The 23,095-nt window shown below is 66.7% G+C and carries 23 protein-coding genes and 1 tRNA gene; 10 read left to right on the top strand and 14 right to left on the bottom strand.

Features of this window, described 5'->3' with window-relative positions; translation table 11 throughout:
* Positions 1 to 182: 182 nt before the first annotated feature.
* Positions 183 to 1,430: a putative DNA modification/repair radical SAM protein gene (locus ELY12_RS04120; protein ID WP_126175435.1), complete on the bottom strand. Its 1,248-nt coding sequence runs from the start codon at positions 1,428 to 1,430 to the stop codon at positions 183 to 185.
* Positions 1,431 to 1,551: 121 nt separating this feature from the next.
* On the opposite strand from ELY12_RS04120, the gene ELY12_RS04115 reads away from it, so the two are divergent.
* Positions 1,552 to 1,989, top strand: coding sequence for a hypothetical protein (locus tag ELY12_RS04115; protein WP_126175434.1), 438 nt, complete (start codon positions 1,552 to 1,554; stop codon positions 1,987 to 1,989).
* A 1-nt stretch (position 1,990) separates the two neighbouring features.
* Positions 1,991 to 2,716, top strand: a complete 726-nt coding sequence (locus tag ELY12_RS04110; RefSeq protein WP_126175433.1) for a DUF72 domain-containing protein — start codon at positions 1,991 to 1,993, stop codon at positions 2,714 to 2,716.
* Here ELY12_RS04110 and ELY12_RS04105 read toward each other — a convergent pair.
* Together ELY12_RS04105 and ELY12_RS14395 are read right to left on the bottom strand one after the other, a co-directional pair.
* Positions 2,705 to 4,285: a Y-family DNA polymerase gene (locus ELY12_RS04105; RefSeq protein ID WP_206435762.1), complete on the bottom strand. Its 1,581-nt coding sequence runs from the start codon at positions 4,283 to 4,285 to the stop codon at positions 2,705 to 2,707. The genes ELY12_RS04110 and ELY12_RS04105 overlap by 12 nt on opposite strands.
* Positions 4,203 to 4,994, bottom strand: coding sequence for a hypothetical protein (locus tag ELY12_RS14395; protein WP_206435761.1), 792 nt, complete (start codon positions 4,992 to 4,994; stop codon positions 4,203 to 4,205). The genes ELY12_RS04105 and ELY12_RS14395 overlap by 83 nt, the downstream gene beginning before the upstream one ends.
* A 91-nt stretch (positions 4,995 to 5,085) precedes the next feature.
* Between ELY12_RS14395 and ELY12_RS04095 the strand changes: the two genes are divergently transcribed.
* Entirely contained in the window at positions 5,086 to 5,568 is a 483-nt protein-coding gene (locus ELY12_RS04095) for a pyridoxamine 5'-phosphate oxidase family protein (protein WP_126175432.1), read from the top strand.
* A gap of 68 nt (positions 5,569 to 5,636) precedes the next feature.
* On the opposite strand, the gene ELY12_RS04090 is transcribed toward ELY12_RS04095, so the two are convergent.
* Positions 5,637 to 7,211 (bottom strand): amino acid permease, encoded by a 1,575-nt coding sequence (locus tag ELY12_RS04090; RefSeq protein WP_126175431.1) that lies wholly within the window; start codon positions 7,209 to 7,211, stop codon positions 5,637 to 5,639.
* Between the two features lie 140 nt (positions 7,212 to 7,351).
* On the opposite strand from ELY12_RS04090, the gene panB reads away from it, so the two are divergent.
* Together panB and ELY12_RS04080 are read left to right on the top strand one after the other, a co-directional pair.
* Entirely contained in the window at positions 7,352 to 8,221 is an 870-nt protein-coding gene (panB, locus tag ELY12_RS04085; RefSeq protein WP_126175430.1) for a 3-methyl-2-oxobutanoate hydroxymethyltransferase, read from the top strand.
* 12 nt (positions 8,222 to 8,233) lie between these two features.
* A complete protein-coding gene (locus ELY12_RS04080; protein ID WP_126175429.1) occupies positions 8,234 to 9,280 on the top strand; it encodes a DUF475 domain-containing protein in 1,047 nt (348 codons plus the stop codon).
* Here ELY12_RS04080 and ELY12_RS04075 read toward each other — a convergent pair.
* Positions 9,270 to 10,196: a bile acid:sodium symporter family protein gene (locus tag ELY12_RS04075; RefSeq protein WP_126175428.1), complete on the bottom strand. Its 927-nt coding sequence runs from the start codon at positions 10,194 to 10,196 to the stop codon at positions 9,270 to 9,272. The genes ELY12_RS04080 and ELY12_RS04075 overlap by 11 nt on opposite strands.
* A gap of 70 nt (positions 10,197 to 10,266) precedes the next feature.
* Entirely contained in the window at positions 10,267 to 11,487 is a 1,221-nt protein-coding gene (locus ELY12_RS04070; protein ID WP_420907045.1) for a tetratricopeptide repeat protein, read from the bottom strand.
* Between ELY12_RS04070 and ELY12_RS14465 the strand changes: the two genes are divergently transcribed.
* Positions 11,377 to 11,658, top strand: coding sequence for a hypothetical protein (locus ELY12_RS14465; protein ID WP_241229715.1), 282 nt, complete (start codon positions 11,377 to 11,379; stop codon positions 11,656 to 11,658). The genes ELY12_RS04070 and ELY12_RS14465 overlap by 111 nt on opposite strands.
* A 127-nt stretch (positions 11,659 to 11,785) precedes the next feature.
* Here the strand turns inward: ELY12_RS14465 and prsR are convergent, their stop codons facing one another.
* The 5 genes from prsR to ELY12_RS04045 form a co-directional block, all read right to left on the bottom strand.
* Complete coding sequence (gene prsR / locus ELY12_RS04065) at positions 11,786 to 13,150, bottom strand: PEP-CTERM-box response regulator transcription factor (protein ID WP_126175426.1); 1,365 nt, start codon at positions 13,148 to 13,150, stop codon at positions 11,786 to 11,788.
* Complete coding sequence (gene prsK / locus ELY12_RS04060; RefSeq protein WP_126175425.1) at positions 13,150 to 15,255, bottom strand: XrtA/PEP-CTERM system histidine kinase PrsK; 2,106 nt, start codon at positions 15,253 to 15,255, stop codon at positions 13,150 to 13,152. The genes prsR and prsK overlap by 1 nt, the downstream gene beginning before the upstream one ends.
* Before the next feature lies 1 nt (position 15,256).
* Positions 15,257 to 16,642, bottom strand: a complete 1,386-nt coding sequence (locus ELY12_RS04055) for a TIGR03013 family XrtA/PEP-CTERM system glycosyltransferase (protein WP_126175424.1) — start codon at positions 16,640 to 16,642, stop codon at positions 15,257 to 15,259.
* Positions 16,643 to 16,753: 111 nt separating this feature from the next.
* Positions 16,754 to 17,047, bottom strand: coding sequence for a hypothetical protein (locus ELY12_RS04050; protein WP_126175423.1), 294 nt, complete (start codon positions 17,045 to 17,047; stop codon positions 16,754 to 16,756).
* 71 nt (positions 17,048 to 17,118) lie between these two features.
* Positions 17,119 to 18,486, bottom strand: a complete 1,368-nt coding sequence (locus ELY12_RS04045) for a helix-turn-helix domain-containing protein (RefSeq protein WP_126175422.1) — start codon at positions 18,484 to 18,486, stop codon at positions 17,119 to 17,121.
* Between the two features lie 137 nt (positions 18,487 to 18,623).
* On the opposite strand from ELY12_RS04045, the gene ELY12_RS04040 reads away from it, so the two are divergent.
* The 3 genes from ELY12_RS04040 (at position 18,624) to ELY12_RS04035 (ending at position 21,045) form a co-directional block, all read left to right on the top strand.
* Positions 18,624 to 20,222, top strand: a complete 1,599-nt coding sequence (locus tag ELY12_RS04040; RefSeq protein ID WP_126175421.1) for an isocitrate lyase — start codon at positions 18,624 to 18,626, stop codon at positions 20,220 to 20,222.
* 20 nt (positions 20,223 to 20,242) lie between these two features.
* Positions 20,243 to 20,413: a hypothetical protein gene (locus tag ELY12_RS14225; protein ID WP_164549393.1), complete on the top strand. Its 171-nt coding sequence runs from the start codon at positions 20,243 to 20,245 to the stop codon at positions 20,411 to 20,413.
* Between the two features lie 116 nt (positions 20,414 to 20,529).
* Entirely contained in the window at positions 20,530 to 21,045 is a 516-nt protein-coding gene (locus tag ELY12_RS04035) for a type 2 periplasmic-binding domain-containing protein (RefSeq protein WP_126175420.1), read from the top strand.
* A gap of 9 nt (positions 21,046 to 21,054) precedes the next feature.
* Here the strand turns inward: ELY12_RS04035 and ELY12_RS04030 are convergent.
* The 3 genes from ELY12_RS04030 to efp all read right to left on the bottom strand — a co-directional run bounded on the left by ELY12_RS04030 (position 21,055) and on the right by efp (position 22,596).
* Positions 21,055 to 21,139, bottom strand: a tRNA-Leu gene (locus ELY12_RS04030).
* 61 nt (positions 21,140 to 21,200) lie between these two features.
* Positions 21,201 to 22,022 (bottom strand): inositol monophosphatase family protein, encoded by an 822-nt coding sequence (locus ELY12_RS04025; protein ID WP_126175419.1) that lies wholly within the window; start codon positions 22,020 to 22,022, stop codon positions 21,201 to 21,203.
* Between the two features lie 10 nt (positions 22,023 to 22,032).
* Positions 22,033 to 22,596 carry an elongation factor P gene (efp, locus tag ELY12_RS04020; protein ID WP_126175418.1) on the bottom strand — a complete coding sequence of 188 codons (564 nt, stop codon included), beginning with the start codon at positions 22,594 to 22,596 and terminating at the stop codon, positions 22,033 to 22,035.
* Positions 22,597 to 22,731: 135 nt separating this feature from the next.
* Between efp and ELY12_RS04015 the strand changes: the two genes are divergently transcribed.
* On the top strand, positions 22,732 to 23,094 hold the full coding sequence (locus tag ELY12_RS04015; protein WP_126175417.1) for an elongation factor P: 363 nt from the start codon (positions 22,732 to 22,734) through the stop codon (positions 23,092 to 23,094).
* Position 23,095 lies beyond the last annotated feature (1 nt).

Below are 23,095 nucleotides of genomic sequence, written 5' to 3'. Positions count from 1 at the left end.
GCGGCGGCGGCCGCCCGAAAAGAGGTCGCCCGATCCGCCCGGCTCGGCCCACGCCACCCGGTCGGGCGGTACATCGCTCTGCACCAGCGCGCGCGCCTGGTCGCGCCAGAAATCGAAGTCGTCCGCCTCGGGCAACGTGACGCAGAACGCGCCCGGCAAACGCATATCGCGAAATGGCGCGCTCATGCAGCAAACAGCTCGAGCTGCTCGGTCTTGGGCGCGAGCAACGCGCGCAGGTCCGCGCGGTCAGTCAGGAGGACCGGACGCCAGTCGGCAGTAACGATGAAGGGGCGCACCTTGCCGATCGAGACAGTGAGCTGGGCGACGTCGTCCAATCGCATCGTCCGGTGGCGGCGGCTGGCGAGGATGCGCTGCACCGCGCGCACACCGAGCCCCGGCACCCGCAGCAGTGCCTCCTTCGACGCGTGGTTCACGTCGACCGGAAAGCGCTCGCGGAATTTGAGGGCCCAGGCCAGCTTGGGATCGATGTCGAGCGGCAGGTTGCCGTCGTCTTCGGTCGCCTGCATCACCTCATTCGGCTGATAGCCGTAAAAGCGCATCAGCCAGTCGGACTGATACAGCCGGTGCTCACGGATCAGCGGCGGGCGCTTCAACGGCAACACCGCGCTCGCATCGGGGATCGGCGAAAACGCGCTGTAATAGACGCGGCGCAGCCGGAAGCTGTCGTAGAGCCGGCTCGCCTTGCCCACGATGTCGGCATCGGTCGCCGCGTCGGCGCCCACGATCATCTGGGTCGACTGCCCCGCAGGCGCGAACCGCGGGGCATGCTTGAAGCGCTTCTTGTTGTCCTTCGCCTCGACGATGTCGCTCTTCAGCTTGCCCATCGCGCCTTCGATCTGGCGCGCGCTTTTGTCTGGCGCGAGGCGCGTCAAACCCGCGTCTGTCGGCAGCTCGACATTGATCGAGACGCGGTCGGCATAGAGCCCCGCCTGATGCACCAGCTCAGGGTCCGCCTCGGGGATCGTCTTCAGATGGATGTAACCGCGAAAATCATGCTCCTCGCGCAGCATCCGCGCGACCTCGACCAGCTGCTCCATCGTGTGGTTCGAGCTCTTGACGATCCCTGAAGAGAGGAACAGCCCCTCGATATAATTGCGGCGGTAGAAGCTCAGCGTCAGGTCGACCACTTCCTGCGGGGTAAACCGCGCGCGGCGCACGTTCGAGCTCTTGCGGTTGATGCAATAGTGGCAGTCGAACACGCAGTGGTTGGTCAGCAAGATCTTGAGCAGCGAGATGCAACGCCCGTCGGGCGCGTAGGCGTGGCAGATGCCCATCCCCTCGGTCGAGCCGATGCCTTTGGCGCTGCCCGCCGAATTGCGCTTGGCGGTGCCCGATGATGCGCACGAGGCATCGTACTTCGCCGCATCGGCAAGAATTTCCAGCTTCTCAATGGTGGTCTGCGCGCCCATTCGTTCTCTATATGTTCTAATGTCGGATTCGCCAAGGCGTTCCCTACGCCAACGTCAAATTGCTGGGTCCGACCCCTTCTCGTGGAGAGTTAGGCACTTATGTCAGCTATGGAAGGAACCAATGGCCATTCAGTTTTTGTTGCTGTTGCTCGGCGCGGTCGCACTGATCCGGCTTGCGCCCGAGCTGCCGCTGTCGCGCTCGCTCAGCGAGTGGCTCGCGGCAAAGCCGGCGCGCTGGCTGCTACGCCGATCGCGGCAGGAGATGATTGCGTGGGCGATCGTCGCCGCCCTGATCGCGTTTGCTGGCGAGTATGTGCTCATCATCGGCGGTCCGCAGATGGCGATCGGTCTGGCGGTGGACCTGGCGGCTTACGTCGATGCGATGATCGCGGTAGTGACGCTGGCTTCGGCTGCGCGGGCGCAAGGAGTAGCGCGCTGGTTCAGGCTCAAGGCAGGCGTGCGCCGTCCGCGCGTGCGCGCGATCCGCACCCGGCGCGCGAAATGGCTGCTGCCGCCCGCCAACGACAGCGAGGACGGTCCGCGGCGACTGGCCGCTTGAAGTGAGCAAAGTCCGCATCGGCACAGCCGGGTGGAGCATCGCGCGCGACTTTGCCGCGCGGTTCCCCGCCGTGGGCAGCGGACTGGAACGCTATGCGGCCGTCTTCAATGCGGTCGAGATCAACAGCTCGTTCCACCGGCCGCACCGGATTTCGACCTGGAAGCGGTGGCGCGATAGCGTGCCTGATGACTTCCGCTTCTCGGTCAAAATCCCCAGGCGGATCACGCACGAATTGCGGCTCGCCGAGTGCGATGAGGCGCTCGACACATTCGTCAGCGAAGCGGGCACGCTCGGCGCCAAACTGGCGGTGCTGCTGGTGCAGCTTCCGCCCAGCCTGGCGTTCGATGAGAAGGTCGCGGCGCGGTTCTTTAGCCGGCTCGCCGCGTCCAGCCAGGCGGCGATTGCCTGCGAGCCGCGCCATGCGAGCTGGTTCAGCGATGAGGCCGACGCTTTGCTGGTCCGGCACCGGGTCGCCCGGGTCGCCGCCGATCCGGTCAAACATGATCGCGCGGAGGTGCCCGGAGGCTGGCGCGGTCTCAGCTATTGGCGGCTGCACGGGTCACCGGTGATCTACCGGTCGAGCTATGAGGATCGGATCGAAGACTACGCCGCCGCGCTGCGATCAGAGGCAGCGGTCGGCGCTGAAACCTGGTGCGTGTTCGACAATACAGCGTCCTCCGCCGCGACGCGCGATGCGCTGGCACTGGTGGACGCGCTAGGCGCATAGGCCCTGGAGGTACCAGTCGGGCTCCCCGCCGCGCCCGTCGCCGAGCATACCGAGGCGGTAGATCCAGTAGCGCCGCCCTTCCCCGTCTTCGATCCGATAGTAATCGCGCAGCCGGGTGCTGCCCTTCTCGCGCCACCATTCGGGGGCGATCCGCTCGGGTCCTTCGACCCGCATCACGTCATGCACCCGCCCGCGCCAGCGGAACGACTTGGGATAGCCGTCGGGCATCAGGTAGATGACGGTGATCCTCTCCGCGCGGTCGAGCAGCTTCAGCGGCCGCGCGTGGAAGGCGAGCTGGCCCTGGCTCACCGGCTCGGGATCGAGCGGCCTCTGCCAGCGCTGGGCTCGCTCGGGGATGTGGCTGGCGTAGAGCACCGGCCGGCGCACCGCGTCGGGGCCCAGCCGCACCGTCAGCCGGTCGATGCAGGTGGCGAGCGAGGTGCCCTGCACTTGTGCGCGCGCTTCGATATCAGCTTGCGGGACCGCGAGCGGCTCGGCCCAGCTGGCGCGCAGGCGCACGGTCTCGATCCCGAAACCGGCGTCGACATCGTCGAGCTTGGCGGCGAACAGCCGCGCGATGTGCGGTGCGTCGCGGGTCGCGGCGGCGAGCTCGAGCGCTCGCACGATCACCTCGCCATCGACCCGCCACAGGCCCACCTCCAACCGCCGCGCGCCCAGCCCCAATCCTTCAAGGGTCCGCGCCATGTCGGCGGCGAGATCGGCAATCACCTGGTCGAGCAGATCGCGGTGGCGGATCGGCTCCATCAGCCGGCGCTGGACCAGCGGCATGAGCGACGGGACCACCGGCAGTAGCGGCTCGGGCAATCGCCCGGTCAGTTGGTCGAGCCGCAGCAGCGGGTTGATGCCCGGCGTCTTGCGGCGAAAGCGGCGGCGCAGCGCGTCGCGCCCGCTGCCTTCCACGAACCGCCCGGTCATATCGCCGATCCGCTTGAGACCCAATCGCCGCAGCACCACCAGCACATCATCGTGGAGCCGCAGCGCCCCCACCGGCAAGTCGGCGAGCGCGGCGGCGATATCCGCGTCGGGCGGCAGGATCGATCCCGGTCGCCCGTAATGCGCCAGCGCCCAGGCTGCACCCGCGGTCGGCGCGATGGCGGTGCGCACGGTCAGCCCGCGCGCGGCGAACCGCGCCGCCACATCGGCGAGCAAGCGCCGCTCGCCGCCGAACAGGTGCGCCACTGCGGTCACGTCGACCACCAGCCCGTCGGGTTCGTCGAGGGCCGACCATGGCCCCCAGCGGCGCGCCCATGCGGCGAGCTTTTCGAGGAACGCGCGGTCGCCTGCGGCATCGCTCGGCGCGACCTTGAGCCGCGGGCACACCGCGCGCGCATCGGCGAGCATCATCCCCTCGCGCGGGCCCGCATCGAGCCCCGCGGCGTTGAGCGCATCGATCCGGGGACCGTGCGCGGTCTCGGTGATCAGGGCGAGGGGTTCGCCGTCGGCGCCTTCACCCGGCGCCAGCCGCTCACCGAGGCGCCAGCGATCGATCGCCAGCCGCGAAAGCCAGACCGAGAGGATACGGCGTGGTGTTTTCGTGGACGGCGGCATCGTCGCGGGCATCTCGGGCGGCGACGAGAGCAAGTCCGTCATCGCGCAGGATCCAGGTGCCGGGGGGGTGCATCCGCGCGCGGAACAGCTCGGCATGCCAGGCGGGGGTGCCCGGCGCGTCGCGGTTCCACCGCGGATGCGGCGAAGGGGCGGCGCGCACATCCCACCGCATGCGCGCCGAAGACAGATCGTGCGCGGCGTTGAGCCGCACCAGCCACAAGGGCACGCCGTACCGCTCAGCCGCCAGCGTCAGCCGGCGCGAGGCGGTGAAATCGAGCGCCTTGGGATTGCCCGCCACCTCCCCAATCACCGCGGCGAGATCGCGGCAGCGCAAGCCTTCCTCAAGCGCGAACAGCGCGTCCTCGCAACTTTCGCAGACGACGTGGATCAGCCGGTGGCGGAACGCTTCGGGCAAACCGTGGCGATAGGGGCGCCCGCCCAGCTTGAGCGCGGCGCGATCCTGCACCCACAGCAGCGCGCGGTGATCCTCCGTTTCGGCAGCCGAGCCGGTTCGCAAGGCATCGGCGGCAAAGGCCAAGGCGGCGGCCGCCCCGCTCGCTTCCCCGCCCTCCGCGAACACCTCGCTATGATGCGGCGAAGCAAGGCCCGGCTGCCAGCGCGGCGCGCGCGCGGAGACGTGCGCCAGCTCCGAAGCGGGCACCAGATCGGCGGGCAAGGCATCGCGGTTCATGACAGGGGAACGACTCACTTGTTCCCTGTATGTTCCACACTCGATCGATTCGCAACGCGGAACCGCGCGCCCTCCCCTGGCGTTCGCACTCCAACACAGGAGACCCGCGATGAAGTACGAAGCCGGCAACACCGACGAGTTGAAGGAAACCTTCTGGAAATCCTTCGCGGATTCCCCGTTTGTGTTTGTTTCGCTGCAATCGACCGCCAACGACGCGGTGCCGATGACCGCGAGCCTCGACAAGGATGCCAATCACGCGATCTGGTTCTTCACCGGGCGCGACAATCACCTCGCCGAAATGGGCAAGGCGACCTGTCATTTCGCTGCCAAGGGCCACGACTTCTTCGCCCGCTTCGAAGGCGTGCTGAGCGAGGAGACCAGCCGCGAGCGACTCGACAAGCAGTGGTCCAACTTCGTCGAGGCCTGGTTCCCCGGCGGCAAGGACGATCCCAACCTCTTATTCCTGCGCATGGACCTCGGTGATGCCGAGTTGTGGAGCGGCGACCAGGGCCTGCTCACCACCGCCAAGATGGCGCTGGGCATGGACGTGCGGAAGGACGTGATCGGCAGTCACGCCGAAGCTGCGCTCTAACCGGCAAATCAAAAGGAAAGGGCCGCTCCTCACTACGAGGGGCGGCCCTTTCGTTTGCCTGTCGCCAATCAGTCCTTTGGCGGATGGATCGGGATCATCGTCTCCTCGCCGCCGACTTCGTCGACCACTTCGACGATTCCGCGGCCGAGGTGGCTCTGCTGGCGGCTGTACAGGAAGTACACCAGCAGCCCCAGCACGCTCCAGCCGGGCAGGAACAGCATCGCCGCGCTCGGCAGGTTGAGGAACAGGAACACGCAACCCGCGATGGTCAGCGGCGCGATGACCCACACGGCGGGAACGCGGAAGCTCCGCGCGCGGCCCGGATCCTGCTTGCGCAGCATCATCACTGCCACCGCAACCATCGTGAATGCGTAGAGCGTCCCGGCGTTAGAGATGTCAGCGAGACTACCCACGGGGAAGAACGCTGCCGCGATCGCTACACCTACGCCGGTGATCATGGTCACGACGTGGGGGGTGCGGAACTTCGGGTGCACCTTGCTCAGCGCGCCCGGCAGGAGCCCGTCGCGGCTCATCACGAAGAAGATGCGCGTCTGGCCGAACATCAGCACCAAGATCACCGACGGCAGCGCCAGGAACGCCGCCACCCCGATTAGGTTGCCGGCCCAGGAGAAGCCGAGCACGCGGAGGACGTGGGCGAGCGGTTCGTTCGAGCAGACCAGCGCGTCGGCATATTGCGGCATCGCACACTGGCGGGCCAGTTCGGGCGAGCCGGTCACGAGCGGACCGTTCGCGCCCATGATCGGGTCGCCCCCGATGGTGCCGATCGCACCGGCCGCGACCAGGATATAGAACACGGTGCAGAACAGCAGCGAGCCGACCAGCCCGATCGGCACGTTCCGCTGTGGGTTCTTGGTCTCTTCCGCCGCGGTCGAGACGGCGTCGAAGCCGACGTAAGCGAAGAACATTGTCGCCGCGGCGCCGACCGCGCCGACCCCCGTACCGAAACCGCCGAACACGCCGGCCGGCAGGAACGGGTTGAACTTCGCCGCGTCGAACGCCGGGCTCGTCAGGGTCAGAGCGATGAAGCCCGTCAGCGCGACGACCTTGATCAGCACCAGGATGGCGTTGACCTTGGCGCTCTCGCTGGTGCCGATGACCAGCAACCAGGTCACCAGTAACGCGATAAGCATGGCGGGTAGATTGATGAAGCCGCCCTCCACCCCGCCGAGCGAAAGCGGACCGGCACTAAGCCACGTCGGTAGATGGATACCGAAAAATTCGTTCAGGAAGGTGCCGGTAAAGTACCCGGACCAGCCGACCGAAACCGCCGAGGCGGCGATCGCATATTCCATGATCAGCGCCCAGCCGACCGTCCAGGCGAAAAACTCGCCCACGGTTGCGTAACTGTACGTGTAAGCGCTGCCCGCAACCGGGATCATCGCGGCGATCTCGGCATAGCAGAGCGCGGCGACGATGCAGACCGCGCCGGCGATGGCGAACGCCAGCATCAAACCCGGACCCGCCTTCTGCGCTCCCACGGCGGTGAGCACGAAGATGCCGGTGCCGATGACGCAGCCGATCCCGAACAAGGTAAGCTGAAACCAGCCCAGCGTGCGCTTCAGCGATTTCTTCTCCGCCGTCGCCAGGATGGCGTCGAGCGGCTTGACGCGGTCGAGTAGCATGACCCGTTATTCCCTCTCTCAAAGGAGGCCGTTGCGGCTCCCCTCCCTCATGGCGCGCGAAGCTAGCGCCGCCTCCCCTCAAGGCAAGGCTTATTCGAAAGCCTTTCCCCGCTTGTGTGGCCCCGCTAGAGCCCTAGCCCATGTCCACGACCTTTCAGCTCGACACCGCGACCAGCCGCGCGCACCCGACCCCGCAGCCGATGCGGCGGCTCACCGTGCCTGCGATCAAGGGCCGCAAGGCAGACGGCGCGACCCGCGAGCCGCTGGTCATGCTGACCGCCTACACCGCCCGCCAGGCGCAGTTGCTCGACGCGCATTGCGACATCCTTTTGGTGGGGGATTCGCTCGGCCAGGTGATCTACGGCCTGCCCTCGACGCTGCAGGTCACGCTCGAAATGATGATCGCCCACGGCGCGGCGGTGGTGCGCGGGAGCTATCACAGCCTCGTGATCGTCGACATGCCGTTCGGCGCGTACGAGGCGAGCCCGGAGAAGGCGTTCGAGAGCGCCAGCCGGATCATGGCCGAAACCGGCGCCGCGGGCGTCAAGCTGGAAGGCGGCGCCGCGATGGCGGAAACGATCGCCTTCCTCAGCCAGCGCGGCATCCCGGTGATGGCGCATGTCGGTCTCACGCCCCAGGCGGTGAACGCGCTCGGAGGTTACGGCGCGCGCGGACGCAGCCAGGAAGAACACGCCAAGATCATTTCCGATGGGAAGGCCGTGCAGGAAGCCGGTGCCTTCGCCGTGGTGGCGGAAGGTGTCGTCGAGCCGATCGCCGTGGCACTCACGCAGAGCCTGGAAATCCCGGTCATCGGGATCGGCGCCAGCGCCCAGTGCGACGGGCAGGTACTGGTGACCGAGGACATGCTCGGCATGTTCGAACGCGTCCCCCGCTTCGTGAAACGTTACGAGGACCTTGCGAGCGTGATCTCCAAGGCGGCCGAAACCTACGCCGGCGAGGTGCGCAGCCGCGCTTTCCCGACCGCAGACCAGACCTACCAGCCCAAGTAAGGCCAGCCACGCATGCTCCGGTTCTTCCGCGGATCGATCCTGTTCGCGATCGTCTGCTTCATCCTCGCCGCGGTTTACGGCTGGTCCGAGGGGCACACCGTCGTCGCCCTGCTGCGCGCGTTGTGGATCGTGCTCGTGCTATCGGTGCTCGAGGTCTCGCTCAGCTTCGACAACGCGGTGGTCAACGCCACCGTGCTGAAAGATATGGACGAGGTGTGGCAGCGCCGCTTCCTCACCTGGGGCATGGTGATCGCGGTCTATGGAATGTACATCTTGTTTCCGCTGGCGATCGTCGCGGTGGCGGCGGGCCTCAACCCGGTCGAGGCGGTGACGCTGTCGCTCAACCAGCCCGAGCAGTACGAGAAGATCGTCTCCAGCGCCCATGTCGGCATCGCCGGGTTCGGCGGCGCGTTCCTCGGCATGGTCGGGCTCAAATTCTTTTTCGACGAGGACAAGGACGTCCACTGGATCCACCTGATCGAAGAAAAGCTCGCTTACGCCTCATCGGTCCCGGCGGTGGAGATCGCGACCATGCTGCTGGCGCTGTGGGGCATCTCGCTGCTGCTGCCCGCGCCCGCCGATCATACCTTCGTGGTCGCCGGCCTACTCGGCATCGTCTGCTTCATCGCGGTCCACGCGTTGGGCGAAATCATGCAGAAGCGCGAGGAGAAGCTGAAGATGTCGGGTGCCGCGGTGCACGCGGGACTCGGGGGGTTTCTCTATTTAAACGTGCTCGATGCCTCGTTCAGCTTCGACGCGGTGATCGGGGCGTTTGCCCTCTCCAACAACATGGTCATCATCGCGCTCGGCCTGTCGATCGGGGCGATGTTCGTCCGTTCGATGACCGTGATGCTGGTGCGCAAGGGCACGCTCTCGGCCTATCGCTACCTCGAGCACGGGGCATTCTGGGCGATCCTCGCGCTCGCGGCGATCATGCTCCTGTCGGCACGGTTCGAGGTGCCCGAGACCGTCACCGGGTTGATCGGCGCGGTATTGATCGGTTTCTCGCTGTGGTGGTCGGTCCGCGCGAACCGCCGGGAAGCCCCCGCTACGAACTGACCAACCGGTTCGCCAGGGGCGCGGAAGCGACTAGCTGGAGCAGGTGGTAGATCAGCAGCGGCAGCAGGACCATGCCGGCGACTTGCGGCGGGAACAGCACGGCGGCGAGCGGCGCGCCCATCGCCACGCTCTTGTGCGCACCGGCGAACAGGAAGGCGATGCGGTCGGGCCGGTTGAGCCCGATGGCACCGGACAGCGCCCACGCTCCGCCGAAGCCGAGCGCGAGGAAAAGGATCACGCCGCCGAGGATCACAAGCCACTCGAGCGGCGAAACCAGCGTCCACAGCCCCTGCTCAACCGCACCGGAGAAGGCGACATAGACCGCGATTGCGATCGACAGCCGGTCCATCCAGGTCACCAGCGCGCGATGATCGCCGATCCATGGCGCCAGCCGCAACTGCAGCGCCTGACCGATCGCGAACGGCAGGATCAGGATGAGGACTACCTTGATGAGGCCGTCCACGCCCATACTCGCCGCCCCGCCCCCGCCGAGCGCAGCGAACAAGGGCACACTGACGAACACGCCCGCGACATTGAGTAGCGCCGCCGCGACCACCGAATTCGCCACGTTGCCACCTGCGAGCGAGGAATAGGCGGTCGCCGATTGCACAGTGGATGGCAGGACCCCGAGGTAGAGAAACCCGAGCGCGACCAATGGCGGGAGCACCGGCGCCACCACCAACTCAAACCCCTTCCCCACCAACGCCATCGCGACAAAGCACCACAGCGTCAGGGGAAGCAGAAACCGCCAGTGCCCGATCCCGCGCCGAACATCGGCCCGCGACAGGCGCAGGCCGTTGAGCAGGAACAACACGAAGATCGCCGCATTCGACACGCCCTGTGCGACACCGCGCCATTGTCCGGTCGCGGGCAGCACGCTCGCGAGCACGATCGCCAGGACCAGAAGGCGAACCATCAGATCGATGCTGGAGAAGAACCGCCGCACCCGCGTGCGTCTGGCCTGCGGTGCTTCGCTTGTCGAGGCGTCAGCCGCCGTGCGCCGCCGCGTGCGCCTTCAACAACTCGGCACGCTTGCGCTCTCCGCGAGCGGCCAAGCGGCGCGACAGCATCATCGCGGCCTCGGCGTTGCTCGGCTCACCCGCAAGCTGCGCAGTAACCAGCGCCTCCGCGCTCGCCGATTTGCCTGACGCCTCCAGTGCGGCGGCCATGCGCTTGGTGAGCGGCCAAGGACGACGGACAGCCGCGGCCGCGCGGTAGCACCTAAGGGCGCCACGCGGATCGCGAGCCGCCAGCGCCGCATCTCCAGCCAGCGCCATTGCCTCGCCCGAGCCGGGATGCCGCTTAAGCCACTCTTCGGCCTTGGCACGCGCATCTCGAGTGCGCCGAGCCGCAATCAGCCCCCGCACCAATGCGACGGTGTTCGGACCATCGGCGGTACCGCGCAGTGTCGTGACCTCTAGCGATGCCGCCGGCGGCAGCGCGGCGAGATGCGCCGGCAAAGGGTCGCGAAGCGCACGATCAAGGAAGGGCGCCGCCTTGGCGCGGTCGCCAAGGTTCTCGTAGGCGCGCCCGACCAACAGCGCGGTGTAGCGATCATCCGCCGTGCCCGCGAAACGCGCGATGAGCTCGCGGTCGTTGCCGGCAACGGCGAGCGCGCGGGCGAGCAGCGCCTGCACCCGCACGTTATCGGGTTGCAAGCTCAGCAGCCGGTCGAAGCCTTGGGCCGCGACGGCCGGATTGCCGTTGTCGAGGTCCACCAACGCCAGCAGCAGGATCGCGGCCGGCATCTCTCGGTCAAGGTCGCCGCTGCGCTGAAGCAGGCTGCGCGCGAGATCGTGATTGCCAGCGCGCGCGGCGAGCACTGCTTGCAAGTAGAGCGCGCGCCGGTCGCCTGGAGCCGCCGCAGCGAACCGGCGCACTACTGCGAGCATGTCGGTCGCGCGGCCCAGTTCTCCCAAAGTCGCAGCGTAGTCCGCGAGAAGATCGGGGTCGTTCGGGGCTGCTTCCAGTCCGCGCTCGAACAGTGGCAACGCGGCGGCATTGCCTTGGGCATCACGCACGAGCTGCGCGCTTAGCAGAAGCGCCGCGGGATTGCGCGGCCCGAGCGCGAGTGCCTTGCGGGACGCCATTAGCGCTTGTTTCTGCTCGCCGCCCCGGTAGCGCAGCCGGGCAATATCAACCCACAGCTCCGGGTCGTTCGGCGCGGTCTTGAGGGCGCGGTCGAAGGCTTTTCCGGCGGCCGGCAATTCGCGTTCGGCCAGCCGCAGCCGACCCAGCATGTGGAAACCGTGCCCCGCAACATCGGGAGCAAAGTTCCCCCGCGCAAGCCAACGCCGCGCCTCATCGAGGTTGCCTTGCAGCAACTCCGCCTCGCCAAGGAAAGGCGCGAGCTCGATCGCGGAGGCGCCGCGCGTTAGGTCATGCTTCAGAGCAATCTCGGCTCCGACACCATCGCCCCTCCGCAAAGCAGCGTGCCAATCGTCGGCATCCGGCACAGCCGCACCGCCGCACGCCGCCAACGCCAGGAGGAGAACCGGCGTGAGGCTACGCGTGGAGATCATACTGCTTGAGCAGGTCGTACAGCGTCGGCCTGCTGATCCCGAGCAGCTTGGCGCTGTTCGAGATGTTGCCCTCGCTTCGAGCGAGCGCATGGCGGATCACCGTGCGATCGGCCCGCTCGCGCGCGCTCTTCAGGTTGAGCACGTCGGCGGTGTCGGCTTCGGTCTCATCCAGATCCAGATCGCCTGCGGCGACCAGCTTGCCGTCAGCCATGATCACCGCGCGCTTTACCCGGTTTTCGAGCTCGCGCACGTTGCCCGGCCAGGGCCACGCATCGATTGCGGCGAGCGCATCGGTCGCAAAGCCCTTGACCGCAGGGTTCATCTCCTTGGCAAAGCGGGCGAGGAACGCCTTGGCGAGCAGCACCGCATCCCCCGGCCGCTCAGCCAACGTCGGAACCTTCACCACTATTTCCGCGAGGCGATAGAACAGGTCTTCGCGGAATGTGCCCGCAGCGATCATCGCTTCCAAGTCCTGGTGGGTGGCGCAGACGATGCGGGTGTCCACCTCGATCGGCTTGCGGCCGCCGATGCGCTCGATCGTGCGCTCCTGCAGGAAGCGCAACAGCTTGACCTGCAGCGGCAGCGGGATGTCGCCGACCTCGTCGAGGAACAGCGTGCCGCCGTGCGCCAGCTCGATCTTGCCCTCGTTGGTCCGCACTGCCCCGGTGAACGCGCCCTTCTCATGGCCGAACAGCTCGGCCTCGAGCAGCGTTTCGGGGATCGCCGCGCAGTTGAGCGCCACGAACGCACCGCCGCGCCGGTCGCTCGCCTCGTGGAGGCCGCGTGCGAGCAGTTCCTTGCCCGTCCCGCTCGCGCCCAGCAGCATGACCGACACGTTGGTGTTGGCCACCCGCTCGATCGTGCGCGCGACCTTGGCCATCTCGGGTGCGGCGGTAATGAGGGTGCCAAGGACGGTCTTGTCCTCGCCCACCTTGGCAGCAAGCCGGCGGTTCTCGGCCTCGATCTCGCGCAAGGCGCACGCGCGGCGGACGATCAGGCCGAGGGCATCGATATCGACCGGCTTCTGGTAGAAGTCGTATGCACCGCGCTTAATCGCCTGCAGCGCGCTTTCGCGCGCGCCGTGGCCCGACGCGACGATCACCTTGGTATCCGGCTTCAGCGCCATGATCGCGTCGAGCACCGCGAACCCTTCGCTGGTTCCATCCGGATCGGGCGGCAGGCCCAGGTCGAGCGTGACCACGTCCGGCTCTTCCGACCGCAGCGCCGCGAGCGCGCTGTCGCGGTCGCCCGCGATGGTTACCGCGAAGTCCTCGTATGCCCATTTGAGCTGCGCCTGCAGCCCTTCGTCATCTTCGATGATGAGCAGGCGTGGCTTGTCTTGCGCCATCAGGCGACCTCACTTTCAACATGCTTGCGACCGATGAATCCGGCCGCGGCGGATAGCGGCAGCAGGATCGAAAAGCGGGTGCCGAGGCCCTCGCGCGAATCGACGTCGAGCCGGCCGCCCATCGCGCGGACCAGTTCGCGCGCCTCGAACGCGCCGATCCCGAAGCCGCCTTCCTTTGACGAGACGAACGGCTTGAACAGACCGTCGCGCACGAAATGCGGCGACATGCCGGCGCCGGAATCGACTACCTCGACGCGGCCTTGCAAACCGTCGCACGAGACATCGAGATAGACTGGCGTATCGGCGCTCGCGTCGACGGCGTTCTGCACCAGATGGACCAGCGCCTGTTCAAGCCCTTCAGGGTCGGCGAGCACATCGCACTTGTCGGCGCGCGTCAGATCAACCGGGTGGATTCCATCGAATCGGTCGGCCACGCGTCGGCACAGTTCAGCGAGATCCATCGGCCGCCGCGCGACCTGCCCAGCCGCCCCGTAACGGCCGAGGCGGGCGAGCAGCGCGTTGAGCTTGCCCGCGCTCTTGGTCAAAGTGACCAGCATATCCTTGCGAAATTCGGGATTGTCCGCGTGCTTCTCGGCATTGCGTGAAAGCAGCGACAGCTGGCTGGCGAGGTTCTTGATGTCGTGCATCACGAACGCGATGCGGCGGTTGAATTCATCGAAGCGCGCCGCTTCGATCAGCGCTTCGTGTCCGGCCTGTTCGGCGAGGTAGCTGGCAAGCTGCCGGCCTACGACCTTCAGTAGGTCAAAATCTTCCCAATCGAGCCGCCGCGCCACCGGCGGGCGCGCAAGGATTGCCACGCCCACCAGGCGATCGAAGTGGAGCAGCGGCACCAGCGCCCAGATGCGCAGGTCCTGCCGCATCCACGCCGGCACGAGCGCCTGCTCACCGAAATGATCCGACCCTGCGCGGACCTGGTCGAGTTCGACCACCGCTCCGCTGCGCTCGAACATCGTCACCAGCTCAGGCGGACAGGCGAGCGCAGGCACCGTAAGGTCATTCCATTGCCACCTACCGGCGAGCTCCATTCGGCCATCTTCGCCCGGCAGCAACAGGATCGCTCCGTGGCTATCAGCGATATCGGCCAGCGCCTGTGCCGCGCGGTCGGGTAGCGCGGGAGCATCGGGACCGGCGCGACCGATCGTGCCGGTGAAGCGCAGCCACTCGGCCCGGTAATCGTAGCGATGCTGGAATAGGTGCTTGAACGCCTTCACCCGTAGCCAGCTGCGAACCCGCGCGGAAGGCAGCCACAACAGTGCCGCCGTCACCGCCGCGAACAGGAAGCCGACCTGCGTCAGCCGTCCAAAATCGCCGCCGAGCAGGTTGAGCGACTGCGAAAGCAGCAGCATCGCCAGCAGGTACGCACCAATCACGATCAGCGAGAGCGTCTGGAACGCGACCGTCCGGCTCGGCACCAGCTTGAGATTGGCGGCCCTCGCGTTGGCGCCGATCGCGATCAGCACCGCCATCAGCGTGACCAGCAGACCGCGCAGCGCGGTCAACTCGGTGGGCAGCGACTGCGCGAACCATGCAATGGTGTAGAGGTTGAGCTGATAGCCCCACATCAGCGCCAGCGCACCGGCCGTCCAGCGCAGCACCTGGCGCGAGACACTAGATGCGCCGGCGTAGAGGTTATGCAGCAAGACCAGCGCGCCAACCGCAACTAATGCGCGGAGCAGCGCGGCGACCGAGAACGCCGCCTCGTGCACGCGAGGATCGCCGCCGAACCGCACGTCGAGCACCATCACCGCCGGCTGCAGGCACTCTACAAATCCGAGCGCGATCACCAGCGGACGGATCGGCGCCAAACTTTGGTCGCGACCGTCGTTGCCGAACAGGCGATAGAGCACGATGATCCACGCGACGTTGCGGACGCTTTCAAGCAGGTTGGCGGGAACGGTGCCCGCGCCCCACGCCGCGTTTGTGACGCACCAGGCCGCCGTGATCGCCAGCGCGGCGATAACGGTGCCGCGCTCCTTGCGCGGGCTTTCCTTGCGCCACAGGAAGCCAGCCACGATCGTGCAAGCCACCGTCCCCGCAAGGTAGAGGAAGAACGCCACCACGATCCAGACGTGCATCAGCCCCATGTCAGCGCGCCCCTTCGGGCCACAGCACGACGCGCAACGTCTGGAGCAGGATCAGGAGATCGAGGAAGGGCGTGTAGTTCTTGGCGTAGTAGAGATCGTATTCGAGTTTGGCGCGCGAATCCTCGACGCTCGCGCCGTAGGGATAGTTGATCTGCGCCCAGCCGGTGATGCCCGGCTTCACCATGTGGCGCTCCGCATAGTAGGGCAGCTTGTCCTCCAGATCGGTGACGAATTGCGGCACCTCGGGGCGCGGGCCGACGAAGCTCATTCGCCCCGTGAGCACCGTCCACACTTGCGGCAATTCGTCGATCCGAACCTTGCGGATGAAGCGCCCCAGCCGGGTAACGCGCGGATCGTCCTTCAGCGCCCACTGCGCGCCGTCCTTCTCGGCATCGGTGCGCATCGAACGGAGCTTCACCAGTTGGAAGCTCTGCCCGTAGAGGCCGACGCGCGTCTGGCGGAAAAACGCGGGGCCCTTGCTGTCGAGCTTCACCAGCAAAGCGAACAGCGCGATGATCGGCAGGGTGAGCGCGAGCAGAAGGCCGCTGGCGGTGACATCGAACACGCGCTTGGCCGCGCTGGACACGATGCGGCCCGATGAGAAGCCGTCGCTGAAAATAAGCCAGCTCGGGTTGAGCGTATCGAGATCGACCCGCCCTGTTTCCCGCTCCATGAAGCTGGAGAAGTCGTTGACGTGAACGCCGTGAGTCTTGATCCGCAGCAGGTCCTTCAAGGGGAGCGAGTTGCGCCGTTCCTCCAGCGCCAGCACCACTTCGCTCGCGCCGATGTTTTCGACAAAACGCCCAAGATCGTGGATCGCGGCGCGAGGGATCGCCTCCTCGATCACCGGCGAACCTTCGTTCATGCCGATGAAGCTGACGACAGCGAAGCCGCTCTCCGGCCGCTCGGCAAGCTCGCGGATGCGGCGCGCGCGCTGGCCATCACCGAGCACGAGCACGCGACGGCGGAACGCCGCGGTGCCAATGACGCTGCCGACCAACAGCCGGTTGGCGACGAGCAAGCCGATTGCCAGGAACATCGCGTAAAACAGGGTCGAGCGCCAGAAAGTGTGGCCCGGCAGCATGAACTCGATGACCGAGAGCGCGATGATGCCCAGGCTCACCGCGACCAGCAATCGCGCGCCGGCGTAGCGCATCGACCGAAGCGAATCCGCGCCGTAAGTTCCGACCGCGATCATCGCGAGCCATACCGTACCGGCAAAACCCGCGAGCATCGGGATCCGGTCGCTGAACAGGCCGACGTCGGTATCGATCTGCGAAGCGCGCACCTCCCATGCGACCTCGCCCGCGATGACCAGCAGAGCGAGATCGAACAGGCCCAGCAGCATCACCGCATGCGGGATATAATGCTTGAAAAGGCGGATCATCGTCTCGGCCCGGGTGCGCTCCTGTCGGAGTGACAGCCCTATGACCGAGAGATGAAATGTCGGTAAATTTTACACGCGACTCTGCGGTCGCGTCTGCCCGTGGTTAAGCGGTCATTTGTTATCGGTAACGTTGTTCGCCGCGTCCTTGGCCGCTTCGCCGACATTCTGCGCCGCGTTGCCCACATCGTTCGCCGCATTGGCGATGGCGTTGTCCTTGTTGGTTTCGGCGCCGCTCATTCCGGAGAAGAACCAGAAGCCCGCGATGACCGCGATGATCAGCACGATCGCGATCAGCCATCCTGAGCCGCCGCCACCGCTGCGAGAGTCTCCATCGGTCACGATGGTGTGCGTGGTATGCGTATCGCCAGAGGGCGTCTCAACTTCGGTAATGCGTTCTTCGGCCATGGGGACTCTCCCTCATTTATTAGGATGCCAGAGAAACGGTCGGGCGCGCGGCGCGGTTCCGCGATGGATGGTTAACCGGCGAAGCGGAACGGAGTCACACCCTGTTCGAGGGCCGAAAACTGCAGCGCCGCGCCGCGCGGTGGCAGCGAGCGCTGGACACAGCCCGGCACGTGACAGCGCGCGCAGCCGAGGCCGATCGCGGTCGCGTCCTCGGGCCGCAACGAGATACCGCGCGCCGCCGCGAGGTCGCCCGCAAGCCGTGCCTCGATCCCCAGCGCAACGACGAAACGCGCCCCGCCTCGCCCTTGCACGATGCGCGCCATCGTCAGCCAGTGCGCGGGCGCCGCGCCCGCTCCGTCCTGCAAAACAGCCTGCACCAGCAGTTCCCCTGGCCGCTCGAACGCGCGATGGGCGTGCCAGAGCGGGCAGGAATCCGGGCTTTCGAGAAGGGTCGCCCCGCTCGCTCCGGCGTAGCGCTTGGAATACTGGCCCGCTCGGTCGAGCCGCGCTATGAAGAATGGCAGCCCCCGCTGGCCGACGCGTTGCAGGGTGGTCAGGCGGTGCGCGAGCTGCTCGAACCCCACCCCGAAACGGCGCGTCAGCACGTCGAAGTCGTAACCAGTCGCCTCGCACGCGCGGAGGAACCGGCCATAGGGCATGATCAGCGCGGCGGCGACGTAGGCGGTCAGGTGTCGCTCGAACAGCGCTCGCGCGGCTGGATCGGCGAACTGCGGCCCGGCGGCGAGATTGGCGATGTCGGTGCGGAACTCGAGCGCGGCAATCTGCAGCGCAGCCTGAAACGTGCGCGAGGCGGGATCGAGCATCTCGTTGAGCTGGAGCTGGCGCGCGTGCAGGTCGAGCCGGCGGAGCGCGTCAGGCAGCACCTCGCGCGGCAGGATGCGGATCGCGAGCTGGTGCCGCTCGCGCAGGCGATCGGCCAGCGCGGCATAGGTGTCGCCGCGCGACAGGCGCAGTTCGTCGGCGAGTGCTTCAGCCGCGCTATCGAGGTCGGCGAAATGGTTGCGCCAGCGTTCGATCTCGCGCCGTGCGGCGTCGGTCGGGTCGTCGCGGCGCTCGGCGGGGACCGCGTTGTCGAACAAACGCGCGAAGGCAGCAGCCGCTTGCGGCGCGGCGGAGAGGAATTCGGCGAGCTCGTCGCGGTCGATACCGAGATCGGCAAAGCGTTCGTCGGCCATGCGGCGGGCGAGGCCATCGACACCGCCGATCGCCTCGTCCTCGCGCAACGAGCGCGGATCGAAGTCGAACTGTTCGGCAACCTGCAGCACCACGCGCGCCGAGAGCGGACGCTGGTTGCGCTCGATCAGGTTGAGATAGCTGGGCGAAATGGCCAACCGTGCGGCCATCGCCGACTGGGTCAGCCCCTCGCGCTTACGCAGCCGCCGCAGCGCCGCTCCAGCGAACAACCCAGCTTCGGCCATTTGTAAATTCCTTTACAGATTTGCAGCACTGATTGCTCTGAACGGGCCTAGTGGACAAGATAGTTTGTAATTTTCGTGATCTTTTGCCGCTGCCGTGTGTCATTCCGGACGAAACCTTCCGCCACGGGATTCGATCAATGACCTACCAGAGCAGCATCGCCGACTACCGCCGCACCATCGACGAGGCGGGCGCGCCGTGGGCGGCGATCGACGCCGAGAGCGCCGCGCGCATGCGGCTGCAGAACCGCTTCCCCACCGGCCTCGACATCGCGCGCTACACCGCAAAGATCATGCGCGAGGACATGGCCGCCTACGACGCCGATCCCGCCGCCTACACCCAGAGCCTCGGCTGCTGGCACGGCTTCATCGGCCAGCAGAAGCTGATCGCGATCAAGAAGCATTTCGGCACCACCAACAAGCGCTATCTCTACCTCTCCGGCTGGATGATCGCCGCGCTGCGCAGCGAGTTCGGCCCCCTGCCCGACCAGTCGATGCACGAGAAGACTTCGGTCCCCGCGCTGATCGAGGAGCTCTACACCTTCCTGCGCCAGGCCGACGCGCGTGAGCTCGGCGGCCTGTTCCGTGAACTCGACAAGGCGCGCGAGGCCGGCAACGAGGTCGAGGCACAGCGCATCCAGCAGGCGATCGACAATCACGAGACGCACGTCGTGCCGATCATTGCCGATATTGATGCGGGCTTCGGCAACGCCGAGGCGACCTACCTGCTCGCCAAGAAAATGATCGAGGCGGGCGCCTGCGCGATCCAGATCGAGAATCAGGTTTCCGACGAGAAGCAGTGCGGTCACCAGGACGGCAAGGTCACCGTGCCGCACGAGGACTTCCTGCAGAAGATCCGCGCGGTCCGTTACGCGTTCCTCGAGCTCGGCGTCGAGGACGGCGTGATCGTCGCGCGCACCGACAGCCTAGGCGCGGGCCTGACCAAGCAGATCGCGTTTTCGAAGGAGCCGGGCGACCTCGGCGACCAGTACAACAGCTTCCTCGACTGCGACGAGGTCGACGCTAGCCAGATCGGCAACGGCGACGTCCTCATCACCCGCGACGGCAAGCTGCTGCGCCCGAAGCGGCTGCCGTCGAACCTTTACCAGTTCCGCGCCGGCACGGGCGAGGACCGCTGCGTGCTTGACTGCATCACCTCGTTGCAGAACGGCGCCGACCTGCTGTGGATCGAGACCGAGAAGCCGCACATCGGCCAGATCGGCGGGATGGTCAGCCGCATCCGCGAGGTGATCCCGACCGCGAAGTTGGTGTACAACAACAGCCCGAGCTTCAACTGGACGCTGAATTTCCGCCAGCAGGTGTTCGATGCGTGGGAGAAGGCCGGTCAGGACGTCTCGGCCTACGACCGCGCCAAGCTGATGAGCGTCGACTACGACGCGACCCCGCTGGCCGCCGAGGCCGACGAGCGCATCCGCACGTTCCAGACAGACGCGGCGCGCGAGGCGGGGATCTTCCACCACCTCATCACCCTGCCGACCTATCACACCGCGGCGCTCAGCACCGACAACCTCGCCCGCGAGTACTTCGGCGACGCCGGCATGCTCGGCTACGTCAAGAACGTGCAGCGCGAGGAAATCCGCCAAGGCATCGCCTGCGTGAAGCACCAGAACATGTCCGGCTCGGACATCGGCGACGACCACAAGGACTACTTCGCCGGCGAAGCGGCGCTGAAGGCCGGTGGTTCTGCCAACACGATGAACCAGTTCGCCGCTGCCTAAGGGACAAGAGGATGACAACGATGACCGAGGATCGCCCCGCCGCCGAGCCCAGCCGCGCCCGCGCGCTGCTGTCGACCGCCGATTTCCAGCTGCTGCGCACCGCGCTGACCGCCTATGCCCGCTCGGTCGACGACCGCGAGGAACTCGCCAAGATCAACGCGCTGCATCACCGGCTCGGCAGCTACACCTAACCGATCTCCTGGGGAGGAGAGACGGCCGTCGGGGTCCCCCAGCCCCGGCGGCCGTCAACCTGAATGCAACCATCGATGGTTGCCGACCGTTCAACCCTGCCGCGTAATGCGGCGTCATGGCCCGCAGAGCGCAGACCAAAGCCGTCACGGCGCAGATGTACCGGCACTTCGCGGTGCTGACGGTAGGCGTGACGTTAGCGGTAGGCGTGTTCGCGGATGGCGAGAGCCGCAAGGCGATCGCGAGCGAAGCCCACGCCGCCGCACCGAAACCGCTCGCCGGGCCGACCAAGCTCGTACGCAAAGATGCGCGGGCACACGGCAGCTTCACCACGGACGCCGCGCTCGACAGTAACTTCGGTGAACCGATGGATACCACGGGCGCCGCGGCGCAAGATGGAGTGGTCCCGGACAACTTCACGCAGGCGGAAACCCACGGCGTGCCGGCCGGCTTCACGCAATACGGCGTTTCGTCCCAGGTTTGGGCTTCGCTCAGCGATGACCAACGAAAAGCGCTGATCGCCCGACAGAAAGCCGAGAGCGCCGCTGCGCAAACGCCCGAACGCGCCAAGCAAATCGAAGATTTGCTCGCCGCCAGCCGCGCCCGCTCCGGCACGGCCACCCCGGGCGACTGACGAAATCGCTGGTGCCCCCGGCCGGGGTCGAACCGGCACTCCTTGCGGAACTCGATTTTGAGTCGAGCGCGTCTACCAATTCCACCACGGGGGCGCCGGGCAGGCGCGCCGGATAGCGGGCGCTTCCGTGTGCGGCAAGCGTGCTTCGTCGCGACCTATACCTTGAGCGCGCTCGCCAAGGCTTTGTGCAGTTTGGAATGCAGACCGTCATTAGCGGCGAGCACCTGCCGGTCGCACACCGGTAGACTGCGACCGCGATAATCGGTCACGAAACCGCCTGCCTCGCGCACCAGCAGGCAACCGGCGGCGGTGTCCCACGGCGCGAGGTCGCTCTCCCAGAAGCCATCGAAGCGGCCTGCCGCGACCCACGCGAGATCAAGCGACGCCGCGCCAAAACGGCGGATGCCGGCGACCTGGGGGCCGATCTCGGCCAGGACGCGGGTCCATTCGCCGAAATCGCCGTGGCCGCCGTAGGGAATTCCGGTCGCGATCAGCGAATCCGCCATGGCCTTGCGGCTCGATACACGCAGCCGCTTGTCCTGCAGCCAGGCGCCGCGGGTCTTCTCGGCCCAGAAGGTCTCGTCGGTGATCGGCTGGTAGACGACCGCCGCGACCACCTCGCCCCAGCCCGAACCGTCGAGCTTGGGCTCCTGCGCCGCGATCGAGATCGCGAAGTGTGGGATGCCGTGCAAAAAATTGCTCGTCCCGTCGAGCGGATCGACGATCCAGCGCGGGCTGCCCGGCTTGCCCTCGATCGTGCCGCCCTCTTCCAGTTCGAAGCCCCAGTCGGGCCGCGCGTGGAGCAGTTCGTCGTAGATCGTCCGCTCGGCGATCTGGTCCGCCTTGGAGACGAAGTCGGCCGGCCCCTTGCGGCTGACCTGCAGGTGCTCGACTTCGCCGAAGTCGCGCCGCAGCTTGCCGCCCGCCTTGCGCGCGGCTTTTTCCATTACCCGAATGAGGCCCGAAATCGCCGCCATCGTGCCGTGCTCAGCTCGCCTTGCCGACGTAAGTCCGCTCGTACACGTCGACCACGATGCGCGTACCGCTTTCGATGTGCGGCGGCACCATCACACGCACGCCGTTGTCGAGCACGGCGGGCTTATAGCTGGACGAAGCAGTCTGGCCCTTCACCACCGCATCAGCCTCGACAATCGTCGCTTCGATCTGCGACGGCAGCGCGACCGAGATGGGCTTCTCGTCCCACAGCTCGAGATCGACTTCCATGCCATCCTGCAGGAACGCCGCGGCCTCACCCACGAGGTCGGCCGGCAGGCTGATCTGCTCGTAGTTGTCCTTGTCCATGAACACCAGCTGGTCGCCATCGGCGTAGAGGTACTGGTAGCCCTTCTGGTCCAGCCGCACGCGCTCGATCGTGTCGGCGCTGCGGAAGCGGACGTTGGTCTTGCGGCCGTCCTGCAGGTTCTTCATCTCGACCTGCATGTAAGCACCGCCCTTGCCCGGCTGGGTGTGCTGGATCTTGGCAACCTTCCAGATCCCGCCTTCGTATTCGAGGATGTTGCCGGGACGGATGTCCACGCCGGAGATTTTCATGGATCAAAGAGCCTTCTTGAAAGACGGGCCGCGCCGGTGAAGCCGGGGCCCGATGCGGTGCGCGCCTTAGCGGCTCGCTCATGCGCGGGCAAGGTGGGTGGTGGCAGGCGGCCGGACATGGTAGCTTTGCGCCAAATGTTTCGTCCGATTTTCTGTATTTTGCTGGCCGCGGGAGCTGTCGCTTCAACCGGCGCGCAGGCGGCGGGACCGCTCGGCACGCTGCCGCTGGGCCGCTATCTGTGCGAATTGCCGGGCGATGCTGCGGGTCTCGCATCCAAGCCCGTGCCGGGGGCGTGGTTCGATGTGATCAACGCCTCCAGCTACGATTCCGAGCGCGGGGACGGGACCTACCTGCTGACCGGCGACGAGGTGGTCTTCACCCGCGGCCCGATGCGCGGCGCGCGCTTCGAGCGGAGCGGTGCGCGAACGCTCAAGCGCACCGACCTGATTGGACCGCAGGCAAAAATGCGCTGCGTCCGAACCGGCCCGAAACGCTAGA

This window comes from Tsuneonella rigui (assembly GCF_003958625.1).
In the GTDB taxonomy this organism is placed as follows: domain Bacteria; phylum Pseudomonadota; class Alphaproteobacteria; order Sphingomonadales; family Sphingomonadaceae; genus Tsuneonella; species Tsuneonella rigui.
Note: the sequence above shows the minus strand (reverse complement) of the source record. Positions and strands in the feature narration are given on the sequence as shown.